The organism is Amycolatopsis sp. NPDC049868 (assembly GCF_044461365.1).
Classification (GTDB): Bacteria; Actinomycetota; Actinomycetes; order Mycobacteriales; family Pseudonocardiaceae; genus Amycolatopsis.
The window spans coordinates 50,308-67,166 of record NZ_JBITKV010000024.1; the positions used below are offsets into that span (position 1 = coordinate 50,308).

Genomic DNA, 16,859 nt, shown 5'->3' on the forward strand with positions numbered 1-16,859 from the left:
TACGGTGAGGTATGTCGCGGCGGATGTGCGAACGACATCCTGGGGTAGAACCCGACGTGTTCGTATTATCCAGCGAGCAGCGGGATATATCGATGAGCTAAGGAGGCCGGATGGATTCCGATCGAGCTGGACTTTCGTCCAGATGGTGGACAGGCGTGACCGGAATCGTTCAGTTCTCGGCGCGAACGGCCAGTTCGACGCCACGGTAGCCCATGACTATCGGCTACTTTTCCGCCCATCGAAGAGATCTCGGGATGACACTGTGCTTTGTGTGGCCGGCGGTGAGTGGATCAGGTATAGCGGGACCTCGGCAACGCGAAAGCAGTCGGCTTGACCACGGTTTTCGTGTACGCGAAACCGGGTGATCGAGCGTATCCTTGTGCTCCATCACTGCTAATGACTTCGGCGCCACCCGCGATTACTTCCGTACTAGGAGAGAATTTCCATGACTGGTCTCGAATCCGCCGGATTGACAGACGAACTGGGCGAAATGATCATTATTGAGATGGGTGATTTCGTGCAGTTGTTCGCGGAGAGCTTTGAGATCGCGAGCAATGCCGATGGCACTGATCGCGCGCCGGAGGTGAAGCCGACTTGTCCTCGGTGGCATGAGCTGCGCAAGTTGCCGTTCGTCGCGGAGCCGTACCCGACGCTCGCGGCCGCGCGTGAAAGTGGGCCAGCCAGGGTGATCGGTGAGTTGGGAGGCGCGCCGGTGTGGCTGGTCACCCGTTACGACGATGCCCGCGCGGTGCTGGCGCACCCAGCTGTGAGTAACGACTTCTACGATGCGCCGTGGTGGGTAAAGCGTGCGCGTGAGCTCGGTATCGCGCCACCGGCAGATGATCATCACTCTCGCAATCTTCCGCTCGCGATGGAGGACGAACGGCATGTCCGCGCGCGGACCGTGTTGGTGAAGGCGGTCAACGCGCGCCGGGTCGATGCCGTACGCCCAGTTGTAGAGCGCACGGCCAACGAATTGCTCGATGCGCTACCCGCGGGCGAGCCCATCGATGTGAACGCCCGGTTCGCAGTGCCGCTCGCAAACACGGCGCTGGCCGCTGTGCTGGGGATTCCCAAGGACATGGCGTTGACGTACCCGGGCTGGAGCGATCAGATCAACTCTCACATGCTCGATCCCCAGACCGCGCGTGTCGCCGCGGGCAAGTTCTACGGCTTCGTCGCGGCGCTGATGCAGGAGAAACGAAACGCGCTCGCCGACGACGTGCTGTCGGATCTGTGGCGTGCCTGCGACGACGGGATCTTGAGCGACTTCGAGATGCACGGGCTGGTAGCACTGCTCCTGCACGCGGGTCAGGAGGCACCAGCCGCGGTCGCGAACGGCCTGCTGAGCCTGCTACGTCACCCTGCGCAGTTGGCCAAGATCCTCTCGAACCCCTCGTTGCTACCCAGCGGCATCGAAGAGTTGCTCCGCTACGAAAGCTCGCTCGCCCAAGCCCTGCCCCGCCACACCAACGGACCGGTCGAACTCGAAGGAGTGACCATTCCCCCGCGGGAATACATCATTGTGTCGGTTGTGGGAGCCAACCACGACCCCGCCCGATTCGACCACCCCGACGAAGTCGACGTCACCCGCCAAGCCAGGAGTCACCTCGCCTTCGGCTACGGCACTCGCCGCTGCGTCGGCGCCCGCTTGGGCACCATGGTGGCCACCATCGGCCTTGACGCCCTGCTGACCAGGTACCCGGCCGTGCACCTGGCCCACCCCGACCAATCAACTCCGTGGCGCCCCAGCACCTTCAGCCGTCGCGTGGAATCCCTGTCGGTAGTCCTGGCGGAGAGTCTGCTCGACGTCGGTCCGCGATCGCCACTGACGAGTTCGCCACGACACAACGTGTCATCGCACTGACCGGGGCTGTTCCAAAATCGGTGTTTCCGGCCCGGCGCCTGGGCCGGAAACACCGATTTTGGAACAGCTCGTCGCGGACGCTTATACAAAAAGGTTCGGCGCTTCGACGATGCAGGCGCCGTGGCTCAGTTGCGTAGCAGCAACGCCATCACGTGGAGGCCGCAAGCGACCGCGACGATCAGCGTGTAGTCCGAAACGATGTCGTCGAAGTAGTAGGCGAGGTTGACAGGATAGGTCGCCAGGGTCATGTTCCCGTGCTCGGCCAAGGTATCGAGGTACTTCTGCGGCTTGATCCGCTCCTGCCAGTGGTCCATCAGAATCCGTGAACCCTGGTGCGTCATCAACGTCACCTGGCCGGGATCGACATTGTTACGTGCGAGGAGCTTCAGCGCGACCGTTGGTACGGCGTCCTTGACCGGTCCTGCCAAGTCCTCGATGCCGGTTTGAGTCATATCGTAAGTCGGAACCGGCAGCTTCGTGCGCGGGTCGACCGGCAGGAGCTCGAGGCCGTTGAACTTGACGGTGCGGTTGCGCATCGTGAGCCCGTGGTACTGGCTGCTCAACGTGTAGGTGGCATGGTCGACGACCACGAAGCGGTCGCTCGGTCCCACGACGGCCGCTCCCGCAGCGTCACCGATGCTGACGGCGTGCCCCTTCGTGAAGTTCATGTGCCCGCTCCAGTTGGCGCCGCAGGCGACCAGTGAATGGCGGGCGCGGCCGGCCTGAACTGCCTCCGCGGCATGGACCACACCGAGCAGGAAGTTGCTGTATTCGCTGTTTATGGGTACCACGATCGACTCTGCTGATAGGCCGAGTTCGTGGTGTACCTCGTACAGGCTGTTGGGAGTCAGGTACTCGGAGACCGTGATGTAGCCGTAGAGCCGGTCGATGTCGCGTGGGTCGAGCCCGGCGTGCTTCAGCGCGGTTGCTGACGCTCTGACCACGTGGTCTTCGATTCGTTCACCGTGCGTGAGACAGTGTCTCCGGTCAAGCCCGCGAAACACCGCTGCCTCGATGACGCCCTGGGCATTGCGTTCCCGGTTGAGCGCGGCGAAGACCGGATCGTTGTTGCGCCGTACACCGTTCGGAATTGAATAGCCGCAGCTGAGGATGCCCGCGGTGGAGGTCATGTGTACCCCTTTGGTCAGAATGTGAGGAGCGGCTTGATAATTCCGTCGGACTTACTGGCCAGCATGCCGAACGCCTTGGCCGCGTCATCGAAGCCGAATCGGTGCGTGGTCATCATGGTGGGGTCGATCCTCTTGTTCAGCATGAGGGTGAACAGCCGGCTCAGCCGTTCACTGCCGCCCGGGCACAAGACGGATCGGATCTGTTTGCCCCCCATTCCGTACCCGAACGACACCATCGGAATGGGCAGCGCCGCGGTGGACTGCCAGCCGTGGTAGCCGGCGTTGACTACGGTGCCATGTGCCTTCGTCGCCCGTACGCATTGCTCGAAGGTCTCGTGCGTACCCAGGGCTTCTATCGCGGAGTCGGCGCCGTGTTCGCCGAGGATTTCGCGAATCCTCTCGACTGCGTCCTCTCGATGCGGGTTGAGCACAAGGTCGCTTCCGTAGTGCCTGGAAAGCTTGCAGTTGTAGGGTCGTGTGGCCGTGGTGACGATCATTCCCGCTCCGAGCAGCCTGGCGCCCATGGTCGCCGCCAGACCGACCGCGCCTTGGGCGAAGATCGCGACTGTACCGCCGAGGGGGATGCTCGCCTGTTCCGCGGCCGCAAGGCCGGTGCTGAGCGAGTCGGTGGCGTACAACGCCTCCTCATCGCTGAGATCTTCGGGGATCACTGCCAGATTCAGGTCGGCGTCGGGAACCAGAAAGTACTCCGCGAGTGTGCCTTCCATCTGCGCCGTGTACTTGTAGCCGCCGACCGAACCGTGACACTGCTGGGACCCCTTCTGGCAGAACTCGCACCGCCCGCATGGAGTGATGGCGCTGGATGCCACGCGTTGACCTTCCTGGACCAGGCTCACCGCGTCGCCGACCCGGTGGACCACTCCGACGCTTTCGTGGCCGAGAATCCGGCCTACCGGGACCGCCATGGCGCCACCGAGCGTATGCACATCGGAGGAGCACATCATCGACGCTGTGGTGCGCACGACAGCGTCACGCGGACCTGGTTCGGGGATACGGTGCTTCGCCAACGCGACCTCGTTGTGAGCTACCAGCGTCAGGGCCGTCATCATTGCTGACATGTCAAGCCTCTCCGGTGTTGGTTTCGAATTCCGGTTCGACCGGGGGCGGCGGGGCATCGAGGACGCGGCATGTGATGACATCGACGAGAGCCCGCAGGTAGTCTGCGACGGATGTCCGGTTCCTGGTGACGCGATTGATAGCGAGGGTGACGCTGACGATCCCGGGATTCCGATCGCTCTGTGCCAGGAGTTTCGTTATGCGGAATCCACACCGTCGGACGGCCTTGGTGATCTGTTCGGTGACGTGCGGCATGTCGCGGGCCACCACATGAATCGTGTACGAAGCCTCAGGCGAATCCGCGATCGCCTCGACGTCCGCGGGCTTTCGTACGATCTGTTCCCAAACCGGGGTCCTGTTCCGGGCGATTTCGATTTCGTCGTTGCTCGCGCCCGGCGGGACCATCGGCCACACCATCTCATCGGGAGACACCACGAAGTCGATCAGTACAGGAACGCCGGTTGTCTGATTGGCCTTGCCGATCACGCGGTCGAGGTCGTCCGCGTGAGCACAGCGGAGGCCGACACAGCCGTATGCCTCAGCCAGTCGAACGAAGTCCGGCGCGTAGCCCGTCGGGTCCAGAGTCGTATGCGAGTAGCGCTCGCCGTAGAACAACGTCTGCCACTGGCGAACCATGCCCAGGCTGCCGTTGTTGATCACGGCGATCTTGATGGGCACCTGCTCCGCCACACAGGTGGCGAGTTCGTACTGCGTCATCAGGAAGCACCCGTCACCGTCGATCGCCCATACGTCGCTTCCGGGCCGGCCGACGCCGGCGCCCAAGGCAGCAGGAACGGCGAAACCCATCGTTCCCAGCCCACCGGACGTGATCAACGACCCCGGACGCTGATAGTCGAGAATCTGGGCGGCCCACATCTGGTGTTGTCCGACTCCGGTGGTGAAGAGGCTGTCGGGCGAGGAGAGCTCACTCAACCTCCGGAGCACGTGCGCCGCGGACGGGCGTTCACTGCCGGGTGGCTCGGATGAGCCGACGCGATATTCCCGTCGGTAACCTTCGAGCACTCCCCGCCACACCTCGAAGTCGTAGTCGCCAGATCGGCGGGCGACGGCACGGCCCAGTTCGGCGAGTACCTTCTTGCAGTCGCCGACGATTGCCACGTCGGCACGCCGAACCTTCGAGATCTCGGTAGCGTCGATGTCGATGTGGACGACTTTGGCGCCCGGGGCGAAGCCGGATACGGCGCCGGTCACCCGATCGTCGAATCGTGCCCCGACGGCGATCAGCAGGTCGGATTGCTGCAAGGCGCCGACCGCCGACACGTGCCCGTGCATTCCGGGCATACCCATGTGCAACCGGTGGCCGTCCGGGAACGCACCCAGGCCCATGAGCGTGGTCACCACCGGGATACCGGTCTGCTCGGCGAGGTATTTGAGTTCTCCGGACGCCCCGCCGCGAATTATGCCGCCTCCGACGTACAACACGGGGCGCGAGGCTTGTCCGAGAAGTTCCAGGATGTCGGCGACAGTATCGTTCTCGGTCATCAGGCCCGCAAACGGCGGGCGGCTTCGCGGAGCCGGCGCCCGATACCGGGCCCGCTGTTGCAGTGCGTCCTTGCAGATATCGATGACGACCGGCCCAGGGCGTCCGGACGCCGCCAGGTGAAACGCTTCCGCGACGACTTCGGGGATCTGCTCGGCGGCAGTGACCGAGAATCCGTGTTTCGTGATCGGCAGCGTGATACCCAGGATGTCGATCTCCTGGAACGCGTCAGTCCCGAGTGCTGCGCTGGGTACCTGTCCAGTGATGGCTACCAGTGGTATGGAATCCCGATAGGCGTCTGCCAGCGGAGTGACCAGATTCGTCGCCCCCGGCCCACTGGTCACCACGCAAACGCCGACCCGTTCTGTCGCTTGTGCGTAGCCGCGTGCGGCGTGCCCGGCTGCTTGCTCGTGTCGCATGAGGACATGACGTATTCCGTTGTATTCGAACAATGCGTCGTATGCCGGGAGAATCGCGCCACCGGGGAGTCCGAAAAGGACCTCCACTTCGACTGCTGCCAGGCTTTTCACCAGCGCCACGGCGCCGGTCAGATGTTCGGCACTGGCGCCTTCATGCGTTGCAGCGACGTCTCGTTGGCTCCCTCGCGCATTCATCATAAATCTCCACGACGCAGACGGAAGCTCCGGGCCGGAATGACGATGGGCTGCTGCGGCGATCCATGGAGCAGTGGCACGGCCGTCACGCGGTCAACGTTCCACCGGGAGTCGTCTGTTGTCGGTGGAACGTTGACGGGAACGCACTTTGTGCGTCGTTGTACGAGCCACGTAGCTCTCTCCGGCATCGAATGGCCACAACCCATCGTCCCTGTTGGATACCTCAGCGGATCCGAGTATTGCGCAAAATGCGTAGCCCTGGTCGGTGTCGCGCGTTTCGCTGGCCGATAGTCACGCCAGTCGGTCGGTCAGTGGATGACATTGGTTTAACCTGGTTCGAAGCAGGCGGATACCAAGTGCAGGTGAGTGCTGGCCAACGGGAGTGGCGCTGTGTTCGGTCGGCGCTCGCTGCGGATCAGTAGGCAGACGGTGTCGAGGCCCTGCAGCGTCTAGGGCGGGCGTGTCGGTGGGATAGGGCCTCTGTCGGCTTCCGAACCCTTACGTCTCTCGTAATGAATTTCCGACAGTTTGAGAGAGAGTTCTTGGCCTTGCGGCGCGTGTCTTCACACACCGAGCACGACCGCGCCACGTGAACGCCCACGGCTGCAAAACGTAGTCCGGAACGGCTGGGTAGTCGAAATCTTGCCTACGTCAATCGGCCCTTCTGAGCGAGGAGCGTCCTCAGGACGCCCCAGGTCGCCGTCTGGCTCCTTTGCCCGTTTGTCCTCGACATACGGGGAAACGTCTCCAAGCGGAGAGAGCTGTCTCGATGCATGGCTACGATCGAGACCATGGCTGGGTAAGGATTTCTTGAAAGGTGTTGTCTGAATGGCGAATTTCACCGATGTCGACCCCAAGACGGCCCGTCCGGCTCCCACGTTCTCCCGAGTCGCGTTCGGCGTGACGATCGCCGCTGGCGCGTCAGTTCTGCTCAACGCGGCCGTGGCTGCCCTGGCCGGTCTGTCTCATGGTTCCACTGGCCCTCGCATCGGCTTGGAGCCGGCTGAGTACGCACCCCTGACTGTGCTCGGTGTCCTGCTTGGTGCGGCATGCTGGGATGTCGTGCGCCGCAAGGCGCGTAAGCCTCGCGCGCGCCTCAGGATGCTCGTCCCTGTGGCAGTACTCGTCTCGTTCGTGCCCGACTTCGGGATCCTCGCCGTCGGTGCCAGCCTGCTCAACGCGCTCGCCTTGGTTGCGATGCATCTTGTCGTGGCCGCGGTCACCGTCCCTGTCCTGGCCCGGGTTCTGCCCCTGCCGCGTGATGACGGCTGACTTGTCCGGTGCGTGATGGTTGAAGGCGAAACGCGTTTAGGATCTCCATCCGCGAGGGCGCCGTCTCGCCGGTGACGCTGCCGTGGTTGAAATTCGATGAGCTGGCCGCCGACTGCCATTCGTTCGTCCTTGTTGGACATCACCGACGCGGCGACGATCAGCGCGCGAGCGGGCTCCGAGGATCGGGTGTACGGCGGTTCTGGTTGGCCGATCGCTCGGCGCACGAGGGGATTGCCCCAGCGGACGAGGCGGCTCGGGCGCTGGTGAACAAGGTTCGCGAGCTCGGGCTGGTCGAGCCGTGTCATCGTCGACGGCAGCTTGATCTCGCTGCTGGAGTTGGTCGCCGAAGCGCTTCTCCCTCGTGGTCGTGCTCCGTGCTGTTGGTGCAGCCTGCAAACGCCTCTTCTGCCACAACAACACCATCAGCCGGACTCACCTGGCCCGAATTCGCCACCAGCATCGTTCGACGCCTGGCTCTTGCCCGCTCGGCACCAGCCGGAGGTCCCTCCTGTGCGGCACGACCTTGATCAACGGAGGAATGGGACAGCGAGTGCCCCGGGGCCTCTGTTGATCAAGGTTCGAGACCGGAACGGCCTTACGGCGGTGACCTGGCCGAGGACGGCCCGTCGGAGGCGGGAACGACGCGTGCGATCCGGCCACGGCGCCAGCGCCGGCGATGCCCCGCCGGGCCGAGTCGCCCTGCCAGGCACACCGCGAGTATGACGACCAGCGCCAGGAAGAATCCGGCGACAACGACGACCGGACCCACGTCCAGAGGTGGCATGGCGGGCGGATTCGCCGACGAACCGCTCACAAGAGCGCCGGTCCGGCCGGTTTCCTCGGGGATCACCATGGACACCGCCTCGGTCGGATTGACCATGCCCCAGCCGAATTGAGGGTCGGGCAGACGCGCGGCGGGGTGGTCGGCGGTGAGTTCGAGCCGCCTCCGGACCTGGTCGGCGGTGAGCTGGGGGTGGTAGGCGCGGATCAGCGCCGCGGTCCCGGCCACGAACGGCGCGGCGTAGCTGGTGCCGCTGCCTTTCCACTGTCCTGGTCCTCGCGGCCCGATGCTGTCCACGTCCACCCCGGGCGCGACGAGATCGAGGTAGGGGCCTGTTTGCGAGAAGTCGGCGCGTTGCCCTCCCGGGGTGACCGCGCCGACGGCGACGGCCGTCGGATAGGAGGCAGGATAGGTCACCGGGTCGCCTTGCTTGGCGCTGTTGGCGGCGGAGGCGACCACCACCACATCATGCGCTTGCGCGTAGTTGATCGAGTCTTCGAGGGGCGCGTTCCGCACTGTCGTGCTCGCCGACACGTTGATCACCGATGCGCCGTTGTCGACGGCGGCGCGGATACCTCGGGCGATCGCGTCGGCCGTGACGTCGTCCGCGTTGTTCGCGACCCGGATCGGGAGAATGGTGACGCCGGGAGCGACCCCGGCGAAGCCTGTTCCCGCCGCGGGTGCTGCCGCGATGAGACCGGCGACAAACGTGCCGTGACCGAAACAGTCGCTGTCGCCACGGCCTCCGCCGGGATTGATCACGTCGAGGCCGCTGAGGACCCGCCCGGCAAGCTGTGGTGTCTGTGCGTCCACGCCGGTGTCGACCACGGCGACCGTGACACCCCCGCCGTTGGTGAGCGGCCAGGTCTGGTGCGGAGCGAGCTGGCGTTGCGCCCACGGCATCGTGGGGTCGCTCACGGTTGGTGCGTTCAAGCACTGGGGCGGCTCTGGGGCGGCTTCCGCCGGAGTCACCGCAGACGGAAACACCATCGACGACAGCAGAAAGGCGGTAGCCGTCGCGATGCCGCGCAACTTCATCGCCTCGCTCCTTTCTCCGATCATCGACCATCTCATCGAGCAGCGTGCCGTGCGCCCTGGCATCGCGGCGAGCGGTGAGTGTTTCGGGATATCCCTCACTCAGTGCCGAAGTCTTCAACTGAGAGTTGAAGGGGTCTTTCACCTCTGTCGCCGGCGTGGTCCTTGGTACCGGCGGCGAGGAGATCAGTCCTTCGCCACGGCGCCGGGGATCAGCGGGGTTTGAACGAGACGCACAGTCCGGCGACGGTTGACGAACTGCGCTCGTCCGGCAGGCAGGGTTCGGGGCTTCAACGTGCCGAGGAAGGTGCCCGCGTCCTTGGGACAGGACATCAGCAGCGCCGGTGAGCCGAGCTCCCACATGCGTCGCAGAGCTGGACTCATCATGGCTCGTGAAGCTCCGGAGGTGCTTCGGGCGATGATCAGGTGCAAGCCGATGTCCGCGCCGTTGGGCAGTAGCGGAACCAAGGACTGCAACGGGTCCATTCCGCTCTCGGCGAGTTCGAAGTCATCGATGATGATGAACAGCCTGCCGCCGGTCCACCAGTCGCGTTTGCGGAGCCGCTCGGGGGTGATTTCCGGCCCGGGAACCCGGGCGCGAAGCAGCTCCGCGGCTTCATTGACGGCGTCCTTCATGCCGTCCGCCGCGACGGTGTAGTTGATCTGGTGGTCTTGCGGGATGCAGCCGTGCAGTTCCCGGCGGAAGTCGGCGAACATCACCCTCGCCTCGTCCGGCGTGTAGTGCGTGGCGACCGCCTGTGCGATGTGACGCAGCAAGTTGGTCTTGCCCGACTCGGCGTCGCCGAAGATCAGCAAGTGGGGGTTGGCGTCGAAGTCGAGCCACTGGGTGGCCAGCGCGGTGTCTTCGATACCGAGCGCCATGCTCACGTCCGTGGTCGGCGACTTCGCCTTCGGCGCGGGGAGATCGGCGACCTTCAGCTCTGTCGGCAACAGGCCCACCTTCGGCGCTGCCCGCATCCTCGAGTCCGCGAACGATTGGGCCATGTCGACGGTCGCTTCGGCGAGGTCGTCTGTGGTGGCGGCGCCGTCAATTCGGGGAAGGGCAGTGAGGAAGTGGAGCATGTCCTTGGTGATCCCACGGCCGGGGAACGACGGTACCTTCGCGGCGAGCCTGCTGTTGATTTCCGAGTCGATCGGGTCACCGAGCCGCAGTTCGAACCGCGTACCGAGGACGTCACGCAGCCAGGGCCGCATTTCCGACCAGCGGCCGGAAGCGACCACGAGGTGAATGCCGAAGGACAGGCCTCGCGCGGCCAGTTCGGTGAACCGGTCTTCCAGTTCGTCGAAGTCCTGGCGGATCGTGTACCAGCCGTCGACGACGAGGAACACGTCCCCATACGGATCGGCGTCGGCGAACTCCCCGTTCGCGCGGGCCCGCCGGTAGCTCGCCATCGAATCGATGTTGTGGCCGGCGAACAGGCTTTCCCGGCGTGCCATCAGGTTGCACACTTCCAGGACAGTACGGGTCACCCGGTCCCGGTCCAGCCGGTTCGCGATGCTCCCGACGTGCGGCAGTTTGGCCAGGGAGGAGAGCGTACCGCCGAAGTCGAGGCAGTAGAACTGCACTTCCTCGGCGGTGTGGGTGAGCGCGAGAGCGCTGATGAGCGTGCGCAGCAGCGTGCTCTTGCCGCTCTGCGGGGCACCTACCACCGCGACGTTCCCGTTGCTTCCGGACAGATCCGCGATGAGCGGTTCGCGGCGTTGCTGCGCGGGTACGTCGATCAGCCCGACGGGGACGACGAGCGTGCCGGTGGTCAGCTCCCCGACCGGGCGCGGGCCGAACTCGGCGTGGTCGACGATCGGCGGCAGCAACTGGTCGAGCGTCGACGGCTTCTTGAGCGGGGGCAGCCAGACCTGATAGGCCCGCGGGCCGACGTCACGCAGACGCTCGATGAGTACGTCCAGCATGGTCTGTGACGGCTCAGTGGTGTCCTCTTCGACTTCTTCGGGTTCTGGATCAGGCTGTACGGCAGGGGCGATGTAAGACGTGTCGAAGGAAACCAGTTCCTGGTTGACCAATGCACCCTGCCGTTTGCGCGGCGGGCGGTAGGACGCAGAGGAATAGGCTCCCTTGAACCGCACCAGGGTCTGGGTGTCCGGGCGGAGATAGCCGTTGCCCGGGCTCTTCGGAAGTTCGTAGGCGTCCGGGACGCCGAGCACGCTACGGCTTTCCATGGCCGAAAAGGTACGCAGCCCGATGCGGTAGGAAAGGTGGGTTTCCACCTTGTGGATACGGCCTTCGTCGAGTCGCTGCGAGGCGAGCAACAGGTGCACCCCGAGGCTGCGGCCGAGCCTGCCGATCATCGCGAACACGTCGATGAACTCGGGTTTGCTCGACAGCATTTCGCTGAACTCGTCGATGACGATGAACAGGGCGGGCATCGGTTCGAGTGGCACGCCTTGCGTGCGGGCGGCTTCGTAGTCGCGGCGGGAGGCATAGTTGCCTGCCGCGCGCAGGTGTTCCTGACGCCGGTTCATCTCTCCGGTGAGCGCGTCCTGCATCCGGTCGACGAGCTCGAGTTCGTCGGCGAGGTTGGTGATCACCGCCGAAGTGTGCGGAAGCTGGTCGAACCCGAGGAAGGCCGCGCCGCCCTTGAAGTCCACCAGGATGAAGTTGAGGTCCTCGGACGTGTGTGTGGTCGCCATCGCCAGGACCAGGGTGCGCAGCAGCTCGCTCTTGCCGGATCCTGTGGCGCCGACGCACATGCCGTGCGGGCCCATACCCTCCTCGGCGGACTCCTTGATGTCCAGTTCGATCGGCACGCCAGTGCTGGCGATGCCGATCGGCACGCGCAGCCGCCGCCGGGGATTCATCCGCTCACGGCGGTACTTCGCCGGGTCGAAGGTCCGGACGTCACCGAGCCCCAGCAGCGCGGCGAGATCGTAGTCGGTCGTCAGTGGTTCCTCGTTTTCGACCGACTCGCCGACCCGGAACCGCGCCATGGTCCTCGCCAGCGTCTCCGCCGCGCGTACCGTCAGCTTGTCCGGTTTGCAGAGGGACTTGCTCTGGGGTTTGCCGAGCTCATCGAATTTCACCGTGCTGATCGACTCTTCGTCGACCTCCAAGTACAGCGTTTGCGGGATTTCCTGCCAAGGCAGGGAGCCTGCCACGTCCAGGATGACGGCGTTGCGGTAGCCCTCGTCGCGAATCCGGTGCGACTCAGGCACAGCGGCACCGTCGAGGACGAGGATCACCAAGGGCTCCGAGGCGGTGACCGGCGTGTCGATTTCGAATCCCGGGCGTCCGACGAACACCTCGCCGAGCATCGCCTCCGCGGTGGTCACGCTGTCGGTGACCATCCGCCTCGCGCCGGCGGCGTCACGGGAATCCGAATCCTGCGTATGCGGCAACCACTTGATCCAGTCCCAGTTGGACTTGTTCTCCTCCGCCCTGCAGACCGCGATCTTGACGTCGCCGGGAGCGTGTGCCGTGACGACCTGTCCGAGGACGGATCGGACGAGCGCGCGGACGGCGTGCTCGTCGCCGGAGAACTGGATTCTCGCGAAGCCTCGGAGGTAGACGGCGATGGGGGCGTCGGGGAGGGAGGTGTAGGCGCGTAGAAAGCGACGCAGTGCGTGCGCGGCCAGGGGTTCGAGATCTTCGACGGGTTTGGTCTCGGGAGGCACGAGTTGCAGCGTTGATCGCTGGGTGCCAAGGCCGAGACGCGCCTCGCCGAAGTCTTCGTGTGCGGGGCGGCGTTCCCACAGCCGGCTGGACAGCGCGGTCGACCACAGTGATCCGGGGTCGGGGTGCAGCCAGAGTCCCGCTTTCTGCTGGCCGGCCACCGCGCTGCGTACCGTGCGGCGCAGCTGGGTGAGGTATCGCAGGTAGTCGCGGCGGTCGCCGTGCAGTTTTTGTTTGTGCTGCAGCGAGGAACGCATGAACTGAGCGACGATCATGCCGATCGAGGCGAGAACCATGATGCCGCCGCCGATGTAGGCGATGAGGCCCGAGCCTGGGCGGAGGAAGATGAGGACCATCGCCAGCGAGCTGAGGCTCATGGGTGCGTAGATCAGGATGGAACTGACTCCGCCGCTGGGTTGTTCGGGCACGGCCGGTGGTTCCTGCAAGGCGATCTCGCCGTCGCGAGCGGTGGGACCGAACTGGCGTGCTTTCCGGCTGAACAACACCGTGCTCATCTGCGCTCTCCCTTGCCGCATGGTTTCCCGAGGATGCCGGGATGGGTGCCCTGAAACGCCTCTTGGGATGGGTGTTCCGGTGGCTACGGTCTGGTCGTCGTGTGTTCCGCCGTGGTGGGAAAGGATCGGACGACCTGAAATGGAAGAGCAGTTACAGCATCGCACAGGAGCGCCGGGACGGCTACGGTTTGTTCTGGGGTCTCAGACGAGGGATGTGGCGTTACCGGTCGAGGTGCCGCTGGGCGATGTGCTGCCTGCGGTGTTGTCCGGTTTCGGTACGGATGCGGTCGAGCAGGGAAGCGGTCATCAGGGGTACGTCGTGCAGCGGCTCGGTGAGCACCCGCTGGACGAGGAGCTGACGCCTGCCCAGCTAGATCTTCTCGATGGCGAAACGCTGTATCTCCGGCCACGTGCCGACAAGTTCGAGCCGATCGACTACGACGACCTCGTCGACGGGGTCGCAGAGCAGGTCAGGACCCATTCCGGGACGTGGACGCCGCAGCGGTCACGCTGGATGCTGACCCTTGGTGGAGCGGCGGTGTGGCTGGTCGGACTGGTGGCTGTCCTGTTGCCGGAAACTCCGTCGGCTTCGGCAGCGATCGCCGGGGCCGCCGCGGTCGTCCTGCTGATCGGCGCGGGCGTGGTGGCACGTGCTGCGGCCAACTCGCTTACGGCGGTGGTTTTGGCCGGTGTCGCCGCCGCATACGCCGCTGTCGCATGTGGGCTCGGTGTGGGGGTGATCGCCCCGATTTCGTCGTGGATGGTGAGGGGAGCGGGCGCAGGGCTCGGTGCGCTGGTCGCGCTGTTCATCGGAGTCGTCCTCGTCGCGGACGGGGCCGCGCTGTTCACCGGTGCCTTGACGGCCTTGCTGCTGGTGGACGTGCCTTTGTTCGTCGGTGCGACGACTCCCTTGACGGCGCCGGAAGCCGCAGGTATCGGCATCGTGGTCACGCTGGTGGCAGGGCTGTTCATCCCAGGGCTGGGGTTCCGGCTTGGCGGCATGACTCTCCCGCTGCTGCCGAGCAATAGCGACGAGCTGCGCGAGGACATCGATCCGGTACCGCATGAAATCGTGGTCGACCGGGGCAAGGCCGCTATCGGCTACCTGAACGCGCTGCACATCGGAAGCGGGCTGGCGCAGAGCGCGCAGCTGCTGATCTTCGCTTCGGCCGGTGGTGCTTTCGCGCTTGCCCTCAACGCGGTCCTCGTGCCGTTGTTGCTCATGCGGGCCAAGCACCTCGACGGGGCGGTGCAGCGGTGGGCGGCACTGACGCCGGCCGGGGTCGCCTTCTTCACCCTCACCATGCGACTGACCGGTATCTGGAGCGATATGCCGGGGGTGCTCGGCGTCTGGGTCGGGATGGCGCTCGCCGGGGTGGGCCTGATGCTGGCGAGTGAACGGCTGCCGGGCAAGCGGCTGCGGCCGTACTGGGGCCGCGCGGTCGACATCTTCGAACTGCTCACCGCGGTCGCCGTGCTCCCGCTGCTGCTCGGGGTACTCGACGTCTACCGGTTGATCCGCGGGCTGGGTGGCTGATGCAGTCACGAAAGGATCAGGTCCAGGCCTATTTCTTCGTGGTGGGCAGGCTCTTTTCGGCGCTGACCCACGGCAAGCCGGACATTCTGGAGCCGCCGACGCGGCGGTTCAGCATGGGAACGACGTTCGGTGTCCTGTTGGCCGCACTGCTGGTCGGGATCTTCTGGATCGTGGGGCTCTACGCGCCGGCGACCAGCACCGACTGGCAGCGGCCCGGCACGATCATCGTGGACAAGAGCAGCGGTGCTCGTTTCCTCTACCTCGACGGGCGGCTCCGGCCGGTACTGAACTTCAGCTCGGCCAAGCTCGCGGCCGCTGGTAGCGGCAGCGGTTCCGGAGGCGCCGTGGAACTCTTCTCGGCGAAATCGCTCAGCGGGGTTCCTGTGGGCGTACCGATCGGTATTCCCGGCGCGCCGGACGCGATCCCCCCGGCGGACGGGATCGACAAGGGGCCGTGGACGGTGTGTGTCGCGGTGTCCGGCGCTCCGCGACCCGTGACCTTGCTGCTCGGCAGTACGGCAGGGCAGCCGGTGACAGCGGGCCAGGCGATCCTGGTGTCCGGGCCCGACGGTGCACGACAGCTGCTGTGGCAGGGACGTCGATACCGGTTCGGGGCCTTTGTCGCCGGTGCTCTCGGATATTCGGCTGCCGGTGCGATTCCGGTGCCCGCGAACTGGTTGAACTCGATCCCCGTCGGCCGCGACATCGCCATGCCGAAGATCGCCCAGCTCGGTTCGGCGGGGCCGGTGATCGATGGCAGGACCACCGTCGTCGGGCAGATCTTGCGAGCACGGAACCCGGCACTGAACAGTGAGCAACACTTCGTCGTCGTCGAGAACGGGATCAAGCCGTTGACAACGACCGTCGAGGCGCTGCTGCTCGCGTCACCGGACACCAGACAGGCATACGGCGGTGGCAATGTCGCGCCGATCGAAGTCGACCCGGGCGCGCTGACCGGAGTACCGACGATCGGCAACGAGGACTACGCCGGGTACCCGCCGGCACCCCCGATGCTGCTGAATACGGCACTTTCCGATGGCGCGGTGCCTTGTGTGCGGTCGGATCCATCCGGTGGCAAGAGCGGCTTCGTGCTCATGGCCGCCGCCGAGGTGAACGCCAAAGCGGCTCCCAGCGGCCGGCATGTCGCGGGATCGACCGTCGACCAGGTGTCGATTCCCGCGGGCAGCGGAGTTCTCGCGCGTGACCTGCCGGCGCCGGGTGCGATTGCCGGCACCGAGTACCTCGTCACCGACGTGGGGATCAAGTTTCCGCTGGCCGATCCTTCGGTGGCCGGTGCGCTGGGGTATTCGGGTGGCTCCGCTGTGGAGGTGGCGAGCCGCTTCCTCGCCTTGCTGCCGACAGGACCGGTACTGAGCAGGGCGTCGGCGCTTGCCGAAGGAACCCCCTAGGAACGCGGTCAGGTCATAAAAGACGCCTCGCCGCAGGATGGAACCTTTGTTTTTATGGTGACACACCCCGAGAACCAGAACCATGAAGGGAAAAGGGATGGCACAGCAAACCCAGATCGATATCCCGGCTTTTCAGGAGATCATTCGGAAGCACGAGGAAGTGCAGAACCGAATTCAGCAGCGCCGCCAGAACGCGACGGAGGAGGTCAACCTGGTCAAGGCGGGTAACTCCGGGGATATGGTCAACTCGCTCGTCGCGGCCCACGATCAGTGGGACCTGAGGATGAAAGACATCGCCGAGGTCAATCTCACGGCGATGATCGATGCGATGAACACGACGCTCAGCAAGCTGCAGCAGCAGGACAGTGCGAACCGGATCGCCTAGGGCGTGTCCTGCGGATCTTTTCCATGATCGTGTGCAGATGATGGATTGTGGTGGGTCGTGGTGAGCTGACGGACAAGGCCTGGGCGGTGA

The 16,859-nt window shown here is 65.0% G+C and carries 9 protein-coding genes and 1 pseudogene; 5 read left to right on the forward strand and 5 right to left on the reverse strand.

Annotated elements, in window-relative coordinates; genetic code table 11:
* The first annotated feature begins 445 nt into the window (after positions 1 to 445).
* The gene (locus ACIBTM_RS45550; RefSeq protein WP_395883334.1) at positions 446 to 1,867 is read left to right on the forward strand and encodes a cytochrome P450; all 1,422 of its coding nucleotides are present in this window, start codon (positions 446 to 448) and stop codon (positions 1,865 to 1,867) included.
* Positions 1,868 to 1,992: 125 nt separating this feature from the next.
* Here ACIBTM_RS45550 and ACIBTM_RS45555 read toward each other — a convergent pair whose 3' ends face one another.
* The 3 genes and pseudogenes from ACIBTM_RS45555 to ilvB all read right to left on the reverse strand — a co-directional run.
* Positions 1,993 to 2,997, reverse strand: coding sequence for a hypothetical protein (locus ACIBTM_RS45555; RefSeq protein ID WP_395883335.1), 1,005 nt, complete (start codon positions 2,995 to 2,997; stop codon positions 1,993 to 1,995).
* A gap of 14 nt (positions 2,998 to 3,011) precedes the next feature.
* On the reverse strand, positions 3,012 to 4,067 hold the full coding sequence (locus ACIBTM_RS45560) for an alcohol dehydrogenase catalytic domain-containing protein (protein ID WP_395883336.1): 1,056 nt from the start codon (positions 4,065 to 4,067) through the stop codon (positions 3,012 to 3,014).
* A gap of 343 nt (positions 4,068 to 4,410) precedes the next feature.
* A pseudogene (gene ilvB, locus ACIBTM_RS45565) lies at positions 4,411 to 6,126 on the reverse strand (biosynthetic-type acetolactate synthase large subunit); the annotation flags it as partial.
* 891 nt (positions 6,127 to 7,017) lie between these two features.
* Here ilvB and ACIBTM_RS45570 point away from each other — a divergent pair.
* Positions 7,018 to 7,461, forward strand: a complete 444-nt coding sequence (locus ACIBTM_RS45570; protein ID WP_395883337.1) for a DUF6069 family protein — start codon at positions 7,018 to 7,020, stop codon at positions 7,459 to 7,461.
* Between the two features lie 595 nt (positions 7,462 to 8,056).
* Here the strand turns inward: ACIBTM_RS45570 and mycP are convergent.
* Both mycP and eccCa read right to left on the reverse strand, forming a co-directional pair.
* Positions 8,057 to 9,160, reverse strand: coding sequence for a type VII secretion-associated serine protease mycosin (mycP, locus tag ACIBTM_RS45575; protein WP_395883338.1), 1,104 nt, complete (start codon positions 9,158 to 9,160; stop codon positions 8,057 to 8,059).
* 303 nt (positions 9,161 to 9,463) lie between these two features.
* A complete protein-coding gene (gene eccCa / locus ACIBTM_RS45580) occupies positions 9,464 to 13,438 on the reverse strand; it encodes a type VII secretion protein EccCa (protein ID WP_395883339.1) in 3,975 nt (1,324 codons plus the stop codon).
* 139 nt (positions 13,439 to 13,577) lie between these two features.
* On the opposite strand from eccCa, the gene eccD reads away from it, so the two are divergent.
* The 3 genes from eccD (at position 13,578) to ACIBTM_RS45595 (ending at position 16,769) form a co-directional block, all read left to right on the forward strand.
* Positions 13,578 to 14,975: a type VII secretion integral membrane protein EccD gene (gene eccD / locus ACIBTM_RS45585; RefSeq protein WP_395883340.1), complete on the forward strand. Its 1,398-nt coding sequence runs from the start codon at positions 13,578 to 13,580 to the stop codon at positions 14,973 to 14,975.
* Positions 14,975 to 16,384: a type VII secretion protein EccB gene (gene eccB / locus ACIBTM_RS45590; RefSeq protein WP_395883341.1), complete on the forward strand. Its 1,410-nt coding sequence runs from the start codon at positions 14,975 to 14,977 to the stop codon at positions 16,382 to 16,384. Before eccD ends, eccB begins: the two co-directional genes overlap by 1 nt.
* A gap of 97 nt (positions 16,385 to 16,481) precedes the next feature.
* Positions 16,482 to 16,769 carry a hypothetical protein gene (locus ACIBTM_RS45595; protein ID WP_395883342.1) on the forward strand — a complete coding sequence of 96 codons (288 nt, stop codon included), beginning with the start codon at positions 16,482 to 16,484 and terminating at the stop codon, positions 16,767 to 16,769.
* Positions 16,770 to 16,859: the final 90 nt, after the last annotated feature.

Bases quoted from the DNA above. Each gene is read 5' to 3' on its own strand.
- ACIBTM_RS45550 (WP_395883334.1), top strand. From the start codon at position 446: ATGACTGGTCTCGAATCCGCCGGATTGACAGACGAACTGGGCGAAATG.
- ACIBTM_RS45555 (WP_395883335.1), bottom strand. From the start codon at position 2,997: ATGACCTCCACCGCGGGCATCCTCAGCTGCGGCTATTCAATTCCGAAC.
- ACIBTM_RS45560 (WP_395883336.1), bottom strand. From the start codon at position 4,067: ATGATGACGGCCCTGACGCTGGTAGCTCACAACGAGGTCGCGTTGGCG.
- ACIBTM_RS45570 (WP_395883337.1), top strand. From the start codon at position 7,018: ATGGCGAATTTCACCGATGTCGACCCCAAGACGGCCCGTCCGGCTCCC.
- eccCa (WP_395883339.1), bottom strand. From the start codon at position 13,438: ATGAGCACGGTGTTGTTCAGCCGGAAAGCACGCCAGTTCGGTCCCACC.
- eccD (WP_395883340.1), top strand. From the start codon at position 13,578: ATGGAAGAGCAGTTACAGCATCGCACAGGAGCGCCGGGACGGCTACGG.
- eccB (WP_395883341.1), top strand. From the start codon at position 14,975: ATGCAGTCACGAAAGGATCAGGTCCAGGCCTATTTCTTCGTGGTGGGC.
- ACIBTM_RS45595 (WP_395883342.1), top strand. From the start codon at position 16,482: ATGGCACAGCAAACCCAGATCGATATCCCGGCTTTTCAGGAGATCATT.